At 61.0% G+C, this 13,289-nt stretch carries 12 protein-coding genes; 11 read left to right on the top strand and 1 reads right to left on the bottom strand.

Features of this window, described 5'->3' with window-relative positions; genetic code table 11:
• Positions 1–6: 6 nt before the first annotated feature.
• Positions 7–2,070, bottom strand: a complete 2,064-nt coding sequence (locus RSB01_RS02615; protein ID WP_332589839.1) for an oligopeptide transporter, OPT family — start codon at positions 2,068–2,070, stop codon at positions 7–9.
• Between the two features lie 131 nt (positions 2,071–2,201).
• On the opposite strand from RSB01_RS02615, the gene mutM reads away from it, so the two are divergent.
• From mutM to gyrB, 11 genes are all read left to right on the top strand, one after another.
• Entirely contained in the window at positions 2,202–3,077 is an 876-nt protein-coding gene (gene mutM / locus RSB01_RS02620; protein WP_332589840.1) for a bifunctional DNA-formamidopyrimidine glycosylase/DNA-(apurinic or apyrimidinic site) lyase, read from the top strand.
• Positions 3,078–3,192: 115 nt separating this feature from the next.
• Positions 3,193–3,681 carry a hypothetical protein gene (locus RSB01_RS02625; protein WP_332589841.1) on the top strand — a complete coding sequence of 163 codons (489 nt, stop codon included), beginning with the start codon at positions 3,193–3,195 and terminating at the stop codon, positions 3,679–3,681.
• Entirely contained in the window at positions 3,681–3,899 is a 219-nt protein-coding gene (locus RSB01_RS02630; protein ID WP_332589842.1) for a helix-turn-helix transcriptional regulator, read from the top strand. The genes RSB01_RS02625 and RSB01_RS02630 overlap by 1 nt, the downstream gene beginning before the upstream one ends.
• A 48-nt stretch (positions 3,900–3,947) precedes the next feature.
• Complete coding sequence (locus RSB01_RS02635; protein WP_332589843.1) at positions 3,948–4,733, top strand: enoyl-CoA hydratase; 786 nt, start codon at positions 3,948–3,950, stop codon at positions 4,731–4,733.
• A gap of 179 nt (positions 4,734–4,912) precedes the next feature.
• On the top strand, positions 4,913–5,182 hold the full coding sequence (gene rpsT / locus RSB01_RS02640) for a 30S ribosomal protein S20 (RefSeq protein ID WP_167176021.1): 270 nt from the start codon (positions 4,913–4,915) through the stop codon (positions 5,180–5,182).
• 513 nt (positions 5,183–5,695) lie between these two features.
• Complete coding sequence (gene dnaA, locus RSB01_RS02645) at positions 5,696–7,120, top strand: chromosomal replication initiator protein DnaA (protein WP_332589844.1); 1,425 nt, start codon at positions 5,696–5,698, stop codon at positions 7,118–7,120.
• Between the two features lie 181 nt (positions 7,121–7,301).
• Positions 7,302–8,420: a DNA polymerase III subunit beta gene (gene dnaN, locus RSB01_RS02650; protein WP_332589845.1), complete on the top strand. Its 1,119-nt coding sequence runs from the start codon at positions 7,302–7,304 to the stop codon at positions 8,418–8,420.
• 1 nt (position 8,421) lies between these two features.
• Entirely contained in the window at positions 8,422–8,949 is a 528-nt protein-coding gene (locus RSB01_RS02655) for a hypothetical protein (protein WP_332619673.1), read from the top strand.
• Positions 8,950–9,102: 153 nt separating this feature from the next.
• Entirely contained in the window at positions 9,103–9,585 is a 483-nt protein-coding gene (locus RSB01_RS02660) for a hypothetical protein (RefSeq protein WP_332589846.1), read from the top strand.
• Between the two features lie 112 nt (positions 9,586–9,697).
• The gene (gene recF / locus RSB01_RS02665; RefSeq protein ID WP_332589847.1) at positions 9,698–10,822 is read left to right on the top strand and encodes a DNA replication/repair protein RecF; all 1,125 of its coding nucleotides are present in this window, start codon (positions 9,698–9,700) and stop codon (positions 10,820–10,822) included.
• Positions 10,823–10,993: 171 nt separating this feature from the next.
• Positions 10,994–13,289, top strand: a 2,296-nt coding sequence (gene gyrB / locus RSB01_RS02670) for a DNA topoisomerase (ATP-hydrolyzing) subunit B (protein WP_332625043.1), incomplete at its 3' end; no start/stop codon positions are given.

Consider the following 13,289-nt stretch of genomic DNA (forward strand, 5'->3'; position numbering starts at 1 on the left):
GCGTTTCTAGACCTTGGCCGCGCGGCTCATGGTCCAGCGATAAAGGCCGAACACCATCAGTGCGAACACGATCAGGCCTGCCCACATGGCCGGCCACGCGCCCCCTTCACCGATCAGGGCGAAAGGCGCTTCGTTGCGGGTGGAAACGATGACGGCCGCTGTAAAGACGCCGAACAGGCTTTCACCGACGATCAGGCCCGATGCCAGCAGCACGCCCATACGGCGCCCCACATCGGCAAAGCGTGTCGAGGCGATAGCCTTGTCATAGATCCAGCCACACAGCGCACCGATCACCAGCATGGTGGTGACATAGGCGGGCAGATAGACACCGATACCCGCAGCCAGAGGCGGCAGCTTCATCTTGCCCTTGGTGGCACGGCGCAGGATCACATCCAGAATGATGATCCCCACACCGATCGCGCCGCCCAGACCGATCAGGTCCCAGCGCAGGTCGCCACTGATGACGCCCTTGGCCAGTGCCGAGATCAAGGTCGCCTGAGGCGCGGCCAGTGTCTGTGCCCCTTCTACGATAGCGGGCGGGCCGCCTTCAAAGCCAAAGGCCTGGTTCATCATGTCCAGAACGAACGGGATGACCAGCGAGCCCGCGACCACACCGACCAGAAGGGCGGTCTGCTGACGCCACGGCGTCGCCTCGACCAGCTGGCCGGTTTTCAGGTCTTGCAGGTTGTCATTGGAAATGACCGCCACGGCAAACACCACCGACGTCACCACCAGAGCAAAGGCGATCACCGACGGATCGGCGGGCACCTTGGCAATGGCCAGCACGCCCAGCATCAGCAGGGACGCAATCACAATGGCCAGAATGCCCACGCCCGAAACGGGGCTGTTGGACGAGCCGATCAGGCCGGCCATATAACCGCAGATGGCCGCGACCGCGAAACCGATCACCACCACATAGGCCAGACCGCCCACGACCAGCAGAGCCGCATGGTCGGCCAGTACCGTGCCTTGGGCAAAGACGGCCAACAGCACAGCAATACCGACCAGAGCCACCAGCGACAGCAGACCGACCACCTTGATCGGGATATCCTGCTCGGTCAGATCCAGCGTCTCGCCGTGGGCGCGCTTGTCCTGTGCCGCAAAGGCCGAGGCCAGACCCGCCACCAGTGGACCAGCCAGCTTGGCCAAGGTCCACAGCGCCGCCACACCGATCACGCCAGCGCCGATAAAGCGCACTTCCTGCGACCAGACCGCCATGGCAAGACCTTGCGCACCGGCGTCGGCCGGTACGCCTGCAGCGACCGTCGACAACCCTTGCGCCGTGGACCAGTCAATATAGGCCCCCGAGGTCAGGATCGGCACAAAGATCAGCCATGCCAGAGCCAGACCGAACAACTGGGTCAGGCCCACAGCAAGACCAATCAGATGGCCTGCGCCCAACAGGGCAAACTGCATCGAGAAACCGATGCCGGTCGCACCGCCACCCAGTGCCGCCGGAAGCTTGAAGAAGGATGCCGTCTGTTCGGCAAACACCTTGGCTGCCGCCAGATAACCGAACACCAACGAAGCCAGCGCACCGCCGACCACGACCCACAGGCCCGACTTGTTCTCGCGCACCGCAGACTCGCTTTGCTCGTCACCGGGCGAGCCGACCTTGAGCACTTCGGCGGCTGCAACGCCTTCGGGGTAGGGCAGGTCGCCCTTGGTCACGAGGGTCCGGCGCAGAGGAATAGAGAATGTCACCCCCAGCACACCGCCCAGAACGCAGATGGCGACACTTTCCCAGAAGGGGAAGTTCATCCACCAGCCGATCATCACCAGACCGGGCAGGACAAAGATGATCGAGCTCATCGCGCCGCCCACCGAGGCGACCGTCTGAACCGTCATGTTTTCCCAGATGGTCGAACCCTTAAAGGCCCGCAGCAGCGCCATCGAGATGACCGCCGCCGGAATGGCCGACGCAAAGGTCAGACCGACCTTCAGGCCCAGATAGGTATTGGCCGCGGTAAAGACCGCCGCCAGCAAACAGCCCAGTATCAAGGCACGGATCGTCAGTTCGACCCGCTTGAGCCCCGTGGGCTTGTGTTGCGATGCGCCACTTTCAGCCATCGACAATCCTCTTTCTTGCGCTCTGCGGCGCACTATTTTCCACCGGCCACGCTACGCCCTAACGCCGGAAAATGACAACCGCCGATAAAAGCCGGCTTCACCTACGCAACCGGGCGTCCTAACTCTTGTCCATGCCCGAGTTACCCGAAGTCGAAACCGTCCGCCGTGGCCTGACCCCCGTTATCGAGGGCGCGCGCCTGGCGCGTGTTCTAGTCCGCCGTCCCGATCTGCGTTTTCCATTCCCCGAGCGCTTCATCGAACGGCTGGAGGGCGCGACAGTTTTGCGGATCGACCGCAGGGCCAAATATCTGCTGATGCCACTGTCGTCTGGCGAGACATGGATCACGCACCTTGGCATGACCGGACGCTTTACGCTGGATGGCGATCCGTTGGGCCGCTTCGAGGACGCACCGCCCGTCACAGGCAAGCACGAGCATTTCGTCGCCTGCGCCGATATCAACGGCCAATTGACCCGCCTGGCCTATGCCGATGCGCGGCGGTTCGGCTTTATGGGACTGATCCCCACCGGTCAGGTTGACGAGCATCCGTGGTTCAAGTCGCTGGGGCCTGAACCTCTGGGCAACCATTTCTCGGGCGCGCATCTGGCCGAGGCCTTTGACGGGCGCAAACAGAATATCAAGGTCAGTCTGCTGGACCAGTCGATCGTGTCGGGCCTTGGCAATATATATGTGTGCGAGGCCCTGTACCGTTCGGGCATCCATCCCGAGGTTCCGGCGGGCAAGGTTTCGAAGCCGCGCCTCGAGCGACTGGCCGCCGAGGTTCGCCGCGTGCTGGAAGATGCCATCCTCGCCGGTGGCTCTACCCTCAAGGACTTTGCCAATGTCGAGGGCGGGCAGGGCTATTTCCAGCACAGCTTTGATGTCTATGGCCGCGAGAACCAGCCGTGCCGGTCTATGGGCTTGGCCAAGGACTGTACCGGCACCATCACCCGCATCGTACAGGGCGGTCGCTCGACCTTCTTCTGTCCAAAATGCCAAAAATCCTGATCGCAAACAAAGACGCGTCTAAAATTAAAGACTAAAAGTCAAAAATATTAGACAATATGTCGGATTGATGCGACATATCCTCATTATCCGCACAGAGACATGAGGTCTTGCCGCTATGACTTTTCGTGAAAAACACCTGCTGATCACCACGGTGACAACCGTGCTGATCTGGAGCGTCTATTTCTGGCGCATGGGGCAAAGCATCCTGTCCGGAGGGCTGATGCAACCGTCCTTCGCCGGAGAGATGGGCGTCATGTTTGCGATGGCCGTGGCCGTAGTGGTTGCTATCGAGTTGATCATGACCCTGATCGCGCATCTGACGACATCCAAGCCCGAACGCGAAGCCAGGGACGAGCGCGAAACTCTGGCCGGCCTGAAGGGCAGCCATGTCGCCCTGATGTCTCTGCTGGCCATGATCTTCACCCTCGCCGGTGTCGCCTATATTTTCGGTGTCGCCGATTTTGTCGCGCCGGGTAACGGCAAGACCCTGACCACCAATGCCAATGCCATGGTAGTGATCGCCAATCTGCTATGGGCCGCCTTCCTGATATCGGAGCTGATCCGCGCCAGCTTCACACTGATCCTGCTGCGTCGGGGGCACTGATGGTCAAGGCGCCGCCTCCGATCAAAAACCGCATACGCGAGATGCGCTTTCATGCCGGTGAAATGACGCAGGCCGATCTGGCCGCCCGTATAGGCATGACACGGCAAACCATTGTCGCGATGGAACAGGGCAAATACTCGCCCAGCCTGGAGACCGCCTTCCGTATCGCCCAGGTTTTCGGCGTCGAGATCGGAGAGGTGTTCCAGTGGGAGGGCTGAGGCGCTAGAGCATCACCTTGATACGTCGTGATGATACAGGAGCGCCTGATGGCCGACACCTATTCCACCCTGCTGATCGAACGCCATGCCGATGGCTATGCCGTGGTGACGCTGAACCGTCCCGAGGCCCTAAATGCGCTGAACTCGCAACTGCTGGGCGATCTGGGCGACTTCCTCGAGGCCGCAGAACGCGATGACAGCATCCGCGCCGTCGTCCTGACCGGCTCGGCCAAGGCCTTTGCCGCCGGTGCCGACATCAAGGAGATGTCGGACAAGTCCTATGCCCAGATGTATCTGGAAAACTTCTTTGCCCGCGCCCACGACCGCGTCGCGGCCTTCCGCAAGCCGATCATCGCGGCCGTGTCCGGCTATGCGCTGGGCGGTGGCTGCGAGCTGGCCATGCTGTGCGACTTCATCATTGCGTCGGACACAGCCAAGTTCGGCCAGCCGGAGATCAATCTCGGCGTCGCCCCCGGCATCGGTGGCTCGCAACGCCTGACCCGCGCCGTCGGCAAGGCCAAGGCCATGGATATGTGCCTGACCGCCCGCATGATGGATGCCGCCGAGGCCGAGCGTTCGGGTCTGGTGTCGCGCATCGTGGCGGCTGACGATCTACTGGACGAGGCCCGCAAGGCCGCCGCCAAGATTGCCGCCCAGTCGCCGCTGGCCGTCATCGCCAACAAGGAACTGGTCAACGCCGCCTTTGACACCACCCTGTCGCAAGGCCTGCAGTTCGAACGCCGCCTGTTCCACTCGCTGTTCGCGTTCGAGGACCAGAAGGAAGGCATGGCGGCTTTCGTCGAAAAGCGTAAGCCAGTCTTCACCAGCCGCTGATTTCGGTCCACTATAAAGGTAGACGGGTCGGGACTACGGGGCTTGAATCCCCGCCCCGACTCAATTCCAGCCGGTTTGCGTTGACCCTCTCACGGGTTTCCGCTATAGCCGCGCGCTCTTGAGATTTTATCGCCGTGACCCTTCGGGATCGTGGCGCACATCGTTCGAAGGTTTTTCAAATGGCTAACAACGCCGGCGCCCGCAAGGCGATCCGCAAGATCGAAGCGCGGACTGCAGTGAACAAAGCTCGCCGTACCCGCGTCCGCTCCTATCTGCGCAAGTTCCAAGAAGCCGTCACCGGCGGCGACGTGGAAGCTGCCAAGGCTGCTTTCATCACCGCTCAGTCGGAACTGATGCGCGCCGTGTCCAAGGGCGTCGTTCACAAGAACACCGGCTCGCGTAAAGTCAGCCGTCTGTCGGCCCAGCTGAAGAAGCTGTCGGCAGCCTAAGAAAGTCCTTGAACGGATGAGCGCCTAAGGCCTTCTCCGTTCAAACTTTTTTACAGACTACAAAATACCCGTGATACGGGTGTTGCAAGAAAATCGAACGATTTCAAAGGCGAGGCGGCTACGGCTACCTCGCCTTCTTGCTGTCTGAAACCCAATTCCCCCGGCAGTTTTTGCAGCCCCCACTGGCAAAAAAAACCTTTTCTCTAGTCCCTACGGGGGTTTGCGCGAGTCAACTAATTTAAGTGCATTTTGCGACTCGAATCTGCGTTGATTCCCGCCGCGCGCCGAGTAAGTTGAAGGGGTAACGCACTTCTATCCCCAAGGATGAAGACGAGGGAAATCAAGCGTTTCCCTCGGCGGAGTTGTCTGTCTGTGAGAACGGCCCCACGCGCTAAACTTCGGTTTGGCGCGACAGGAGAAGTCGTCCCTGATGTCCAGCTTTGAAGCTGCGTTGCACGGTGATTTATAGAATTAATTCTGGCGGGTGACTCTTATATGATTGGGGGCGTTGCAATGGGGCAGATGACCGATCCGGACCGGATCTGGACAGAAGCAGCTGATCGCTTGAAAGCGGAAATCGGCGATGGGCCCTATAGTTCGTATATCGCGCCTTCAGCGGTACGCGTGGACGGACAGGGCAATCTTATTCTGGTGACCCCGACCGCCTATGCGCGGGACTGGGTTCGTCAAAATGCGCTGCGTCGCATGAACGAGCTGTGGCTGGGTCTGGACGGCCTGTCGCGTCGTCTGGATGTGCGCTGCCGCGCCGAGGTGGGTTCGGTCCTGCCGTCGTCCGCGCGCGAAGTGCCGCGCCTGAACTCCATCAGCACCGCTCCGGCTCCGGCTCCGGTCGCGACAACCTTTGCCGCATCGGCCGATGGCGCCCGCGCCGTTCGCGCTGCCGGTCTGCAAGAGCGCCTGACCTTTGACACCTTCGTCGAAGGCCACGGTAACGCTTTTGCTCTGGCGATCGCCAAGCAGGTTGCCTCGTGGGCTGACGGCCACTTCAATCCGGTGTTCTTCTGCGGCCCCTATGGCTACGGCAAGACCCACCTGCTGAACGCCATCGCCTGGGAAGCCCAACGCCTGCGCCCCGATGCCAAGGTGGTTTACCTGACCGCCGAACGCTTCTTGTCGACCTTTGTACGCGCCATGCAGGACCGCTCGACCGCGGCCTTCAAGGAAAGCCTGCGCTCGGCCGACATGCTGCTGATCGACGATGTTCAGTTCGTGGGCGGCAAGGCTTCCACACAGGAAGAACTGCTCAACACCCTGACCTCGCTGATCGAGGACGGCAAACGTATCGTTCTGTCGGCTGACCGCGCGCCGGTGGCCCTGACCGATATCGAACCGCGCCTGCGTAGCCATCTGGCTGCCGGCCTGACCTGCCCGGTCGAAGCGGCTGACCGCACCCTCAAGGTCGCTGTCGCCCAGAACCGTCTGCGCTCGCTGGCCAAGCTGGGCGTCGTGGCAGGCGAGGCTCGTCCCGAAGTGCTGGAACATCTGGTCGAGCGCACCCCCGGCTCCATGCGCGAGCTGGAAGGTGCTGTGAACACTCTGGCCGCTGTGGCCGGTTCGCGTCTGGCCACCCTGACCGTCGAAGACGTGCAGTCGCTGCTGGGTACCGCCATGCGTGGTGGCCCCGAGCGCCGCATCACCGTCGACGAAATCCAGAAGACCGTGTCCGAGCATTTCAACCTGAAACAGGCCGACCTGCTGAGCGAGCGCCGCACCCGTGCGATTGCCCGCCCCCGCCAGATCGCCATGTATCTGTGCAAGCAACACACCACCCGTTCCTATCCGGATATCGGTCGTCGCTTTGGCGGGCGCGACCACACCACGGTCCTGCACGGTGTGCGCAAGATCGAGGAACTGTTGACGCAGGACGAGCAAATCGCCCGTGACGTCGAGGCCCTAACCCGCAAACTGCGCGGTTAAGCGACCCAAAAACTTGAAAACCGCGTCCTCGGGCGCGGTTTTTTCGTATCTGGCCTGTGGATTTCGGGGGAAGCTGGCTCATTAGGCCGCAGAACCGTTGCGGCGGTCGCGCAATCCGCTAGTGTCACCCTCTATACATTCGATCAGGTATGTATTCCTGATCGCGACCGGGCGAGACCACATGCAGCTGACTATCGAACGTTCCGCGCTTCTTCGTGCTTTGGGCCACGTCCAGAGTGTGGTCGAGCGTCGCAACACTATTCCGATCCTGTCCAATGTGCTGCTGACCGCAGGCCGGGACCGCCTGTCGTTCGCCGCGACCGACCTTGATATGGAAATGGTCGACGAGGCCGAAGCACAGGTCAATGTCGAGGGCCAGATCACGGCTCCGGCCCATACCCTGTACGAAATCGTCCGCAAGCTTCCGGACGGTGCCGAGGTCAGCCTGTCCTATTCGGGCGACGATCCCCGTCTGGTGGTCGCTGCCGGTCGTTCGCGCTTCAACCTGCCGGTCCTTCCGGCGGGCGACTTCCCTGTGATGTCGAACGAAGCCACAGGCGTGCGCTACACCCTTCCCAAGGAAGATCTGGCCCGCCTGATCGACAAGACCCGTTTTGCCGTCTCGACCGAAGAGACGCGCTATTATCTGAACGGCCTTTATCTGCACACCGTCTCCGATGGCGGCATTCCGCTGCTGCGTACTGTGGCAACCGACGGCCACCGTCTGGCATTGGCCGAAACGCCAGCACCGGAAGGTGCTGCGGGTGGTCCGGGCGTGATCGTACCGCGCAAAACCGTCGATCAGGTCCGTCGTCTGCTGGATGATGGTGCCGGTTCGGTCGAGGTTCAGGTGTCGGCCCAGAAGATCCGTTTCGAACTGGGTCAGGCCAGCCTCACCTCCAAGGTCATTGACGGCGCCTTCCCCGACTATCTGCGTGTCATCCCGCAGGGCAATGACAAACAGGCCGATATCGATAACAGCCTGTTCGCCAAGGCAGTTGACCGCGTGTCCACCATCTCGGCCGAAAAGAGCCGCTCGGTGAAGCTGGCCTTTGACAATGATCGCGTCAAACTGACCGTCCGCAATATGGAAGCCGGTCAGGCCGAGGAAGAAGTCGAAATCGGCTATTCCGAAGAGCCGTTCGAAATCGGTTTCAACGCCCGCTACCTGCTGGACGTCGCCGGTCAGATCACCGGCGAGATCGCTACCTTCAAATTCGCTGATCCAGCCAGCCCGACACTGGTCCTCGACCCCGCTGACATCGGCGTCCAATACGTACTGATGCCGCTGCGCGTTTAAAATGGACGCCTCTGAACCGCGCCTTGTCTTTCAAGGCGCGGCTTGGAAATGGGGTTTAACAACCCTATTATATATCTCTCTAGTCGTTGGATTCTCTTGGGCTATTGCCTCCGGCATCCATCACTGGAGAACCACATATATACTGCCTTCAGCATCGCCAGAGTTCAAATTGGCCATATATGTCTGCGGGATTATTATCTTCGTCGCGAATGGTTGTTACGCGTTCATAAACCTATGCTTCCCGCCCGAAATCACTCTCACTCGCGAAGGGTTTTCTGTCAGTGGAACGAAGAAAGTTCCATTGACGCGTTGGGCTGACGTTCAAGAGTTCGGCGTAGGACGCCGCCGAGGCAAGCAGGAATGGATTTATTGCATTCTCAGATCGAATGCGGGTTCCAACCTTAAGAAGCCATTCAGACAAAACTGGATCGGTTCAGGCCGCTACACTAGCGTAATCAAAGCCGAAGAGAGTGCCGGTTATATTGCGAAAACGCTGACCGACTGGCACCTCCAATACGGCAAAAATTAAGTGCCTTAGATTGGCGCGAACTCTTCCCATACCGCACCTTCACTTGTTCAGGCGTGGCTCAAAGACGCACCTTAAACCTACCCCTGTCGATTTGAGCGCCAAGCTTCATAAGCTATAAGCCGCCCGCTTCCCCTTACGTGAAAGTTCTGCCGCGTGATCACCCTTGCACCTCATATTCGTGTATTCCGCGCTCGTCGTCCCAATCTCTTCCGGTCCATAGCCAGCCTCGTGCTGCTGGCTGTGGCCGGTTCGATGTTCCTGAACGCCGACAGTGTCTGGATGCAGGCCCTTAGCTGGGGCTGTATCGCCTTTACGGCGATGGTGCTGACCCGCCTGATTGTGCGGTTTGCTTTTACGCCCGACATCACCCTGACCGATGACGGTTTCTGGCTAGGCAAGGTCGGACGCGGCACTTTCGTCCGCTGGAGCGAGGTCAAGCATTTCGGCATCGTCGACATGAAACGACAATCTTTTGTGGTTTATGCGCTGAGCGATGACGCGGCCTCTATGGCCAGTACAAAGAAACGCCTTAACGGCCTGCCCGCAGATGTCAGCGGCTATTTCCCGCCCTCGTCCGAAATCACACCACAAGACCTGCTGGCCCTGCTGAATGTCCGCAAGGCTGAGCACCGCTAAAGCGACAAGCCAGTCGACTGGTTTGAACCTGTAACGCTAACCGCTATAGGCTTGTTATGAACGCTTCGTCCGCTTTTGGACGCGGCACAGCCTCCAGTCTGATCGCAAGCGTTTGATCTCCTCCCTCGCCATTACCGATTTTCGCTCTTACGGCGCGTCCCGTCTGGATTTATCCGGCGGGCCTGTGGTGCTGTACGGGCCTAATGGTTCGGGCAAGACCAATCTGCTGGAGGCGATCAGCCTACTGACCCCCGGCAAGGGATTGCGTGGGGCCACGGCGGCCGAGATGGGACGTCGTGAACCCGGTGAGGCCATAGGCCGTCCGTGGGGCATTGCCGCCACGCTCGAAACAACTGGTGGCGAGGTGAAGATCGGCACCGGCGTCCAGACCATGGGGCTATCTGCGCGCCGTATTGTCCGTATCGACGGCGAGACCGCCCAGCCGGGCCGGATGCTGGAGCATTTGCGTCCGGTCTGGGCCACCCCCGAACAGGACCGCCTGTTTTCCGATGCGCGCGCCGACCGTCTGAAGTTTTTCGATCGACTGGTGTTTGCGGCCAACCCCGACCATGCGGCGGTCGTCTCCAACTATGAAAAGGCCCTGCGCGAACGTATCCGCCTGTTATCGGACGAGGAGCGCAGACCCGATCCCGTCTGGCTGGATGCGCTGGAAGCCCGCCTGTCGGAAGCGGGCGCACGGGCCGCACTCAACCGTGTCACCGCTTTGAAGGCCCTTCAGGACGGCATCAATGCCCGTGCCGACCGGCCTTTTCCGCAGGCCAATCTCGGGCTTGAAGGTCCGGCCGAACAGATGGCGCAGGACGGGGCTGACGAGGCCGACATTCTGTCCATGTTGGGCGAAGGCTTTGTACGCGCCCGCGCGCGTGACGGCGCGGCAGGGCGCTCGCTGTTTGGCCCCCACCGCACCGACCTGACGGCCATTCATCGCGAGAAAAACCGTCCCGCCGCCGAAGGGTCATCGGGCGAGCAAAAGGCGCTGGTCCTGAACCTGATTCTGGCCCAGACAGCGCGTCTCGCAGAGGGAGCCGCCCAGCCGGTTCTGTTGCTGGACGAAGCCCCCGCACACCTTGACGAGGCCCGCCGCGCCGCCCTGTTCGACGAGATCGAAATGCTGGGCCTGCAGGCCTTTATGACCGGTACCGAGCGCGACCTGTTTTCCGCCCTCGACGGCCGCGCACAGTTCGTTAGCGTCAGCCCCCTCGGCCTGACCCTGTAGGCGATAGCGCCGCTTGCGATTTCCCCGACCAAAAGCCTTCGAAGGATGGCTTTTTGCTAGGAAATTCCTATATATTGGATGTTTCGTGGCGCTCTGATTTGCGCCGCGAAGATGGCGGCCCAACCGCCGCCTTTTTCCCGTCCGACCCACGGACCCTGAGCCGACTTTTTCATGACCGAACAGACCGCTCCCGCGCCAGAGTACGGCGCCGATTCCATCAAGGTTCTCAAAGGCCTGGATGCCGTGCGTAAGCGCCCCGGCATGTATATCGGTGACACGGATGACGGCTCGGGCCTGCACCACATGGTCTACGAAGTGGTGGATAACGCCATCGACGAGGCCCTAGCCGGCCACGCCGATCTGGTCACTGTCACCCTGAATGCCGACGGTTCGTGCACCGTGACCGATAATGGTCGCGGTATTCCGGTGGGTATCCACGAGGAAGAAGGCGTCTCGGCCGCAGAGGTCATCATGACCCAGCTGCACGCCGGCGGTAAGTTCGACCAGAACTCCTACAAGGTTTCGGGCGGTCTGCACGGCGTGGGCGTTTCGGTTGTGAACGCCCTGTCCGACTATCTGGAACTGGTCATTTATCGCGATGGCAAAAAGCACCATATGCGCTTCGAGCGCGGTGACACCGTCAAGTCGCTGGAAGTCGTCGGCGACGCGCCGATGCGCGAGGACGGCAGCCGCCTTCTGACCGGTACCGAAGTGACCTTCTATCCTTCGGTCACGACCTTCAGCTTCATCGATTTCGACTTCAAAACGCTGGAACACCGCCTGCGCGAGCTGGCCTTCCTGAACTCCGGCGTTCTGATCAAACTGCGCGACAACCGCCCCGTAGAGCCGATTGAGTCCATCCTGCACTATGAGGGCGGCGTCGAAGCCTTTGTGCGCCACCTCGACAAGTCCAAGACCCCGATCCTGAAAGACGTCATCGTCATTCAGGGCAAGAAGGACGGCATCGAGATCGACCTCGCCCTGTGGTGGAACGACAGCTATCACGAGACGATGTTGTGCTTCACCAACAACATCCCGCAGCGTGACGGCGGCACCCACTTGTCGGCCTTCCGTGCGTCGCTGACGCGCGTGATGAGCAGCTATATCGAAAAAGCCGGCGCGGCCAAAAAAGAGAAGGTCAGCCCCAGCGGCGAAGACGCCCGCGAGGGCCTGACCTGCGTTCTGTCGGTCAAGGTTCCCGATCCGAAATTCAGCTCGCAGACCAAGGACAAGCTGGTCTCGTCCGAAGTGCGCCCCGCCGTCGAAGGTCTGTGCACCGAGGGCCTGTCGGAGTGGTTCGAAGAACACCCCGCCGAAGCCAAGCTTATCGTCTCCAAGATTATCGAAGCGGCTGCCGCCCGCGAAGCCGCGCGCAAGGCCCGCGACCTGACCCGCCGTAAGTCGGTGCTGGAAATCAGCTCGCTGCCGGGCAAGCTGGCTGACTGCCAGGAACGCGATCCGGCCAAGTCCGAACTGTTCATCGTGGAGGGCGACTCCGCTGGCGGCTCGGCCAAACAGGCGCGTAACCGCGAGAACCAGGCCGTCCTGCCCCTGCGCGGCAAGATCCTTAACGTCGAACGCGCCCGCTTTGACCGTATGCTGTCCTCGGACACGATCGGCACGCTGATCCTTGCTTTGGGCACCGGTATCGGCCGCGACGATTTCAATGCCGACAAGCTGCGCTACCACAAGATCATTCTGATGGCCGATGCCGACGTCGATGGCTCGCACATCCGTACGCTTTTGTTGACCTTCTTCTATCGCCAGATGCCGGAACTGATCGAGCGCGGCCACGTCTATATCGCTCAGCCGCCGCTCTATAAGGTCTCCAAGGGCAAGCAGCACCGCTACATCAAGGATCAGGCGGAAATGGACGCCTATCTGATCGAGGAAGGCTGCTCTGACGCCTCGCTCGAAACCGGTAGTGGCGAGGTTCGCGCCAGCATGGACCTGCAAGAGCTTGTGCGCGAAGCCAAGACCTTCAAGGCCGGTGTTGACCGCCTGTCGGCACGTGCGCCCGCCTTTACCATCGAGCAAGGCGCCCTTGCCGGTCTGTTTGACGAGAACGCCGGTGACCTGCTGGAGCGCGCCCAACGCGCCGCCGAACGCCTGAACCTCTATAACGAAGAGGGTGATGGCCCGTGGTCGGCAGAGCTGGCCCAACAGGGTGGCGTCGCCTTTACCCGCGTCCGTCGCGCCGTGGCCGAAACGGTCGTTCTGGACGAGGTTCTGGGCCGCTCCATGGATGCCCGCCGTCTGGGCGAGCGTGCGGCTGCCTTTGACAACCTGTTCGCCAAGCCGGCCATCTTCCGCCGTAAGGACAAGTCGACCACCATCCGTGGTCCGCTGGACCTGCTGAATGCGGTTCTGGATGCCGGTAAGAAGGGCATTGCCGTCCAGCGCTATAAAGGTCTGGGCGAGATGAACCCCGACCAGCTGTGGGAAACCACGCTGGACGCCAATGCCC

Origin of the sequence: Brevundimonas sp. (genome assembly GCF_036659295.1) — a bacterium.
Classification (GTDB): domain Bacteria; phylum Pseudomonadota; class Alphaproteobacteria; order Caulobacterales; family Caulobacteraceae; genus Brevundimonas.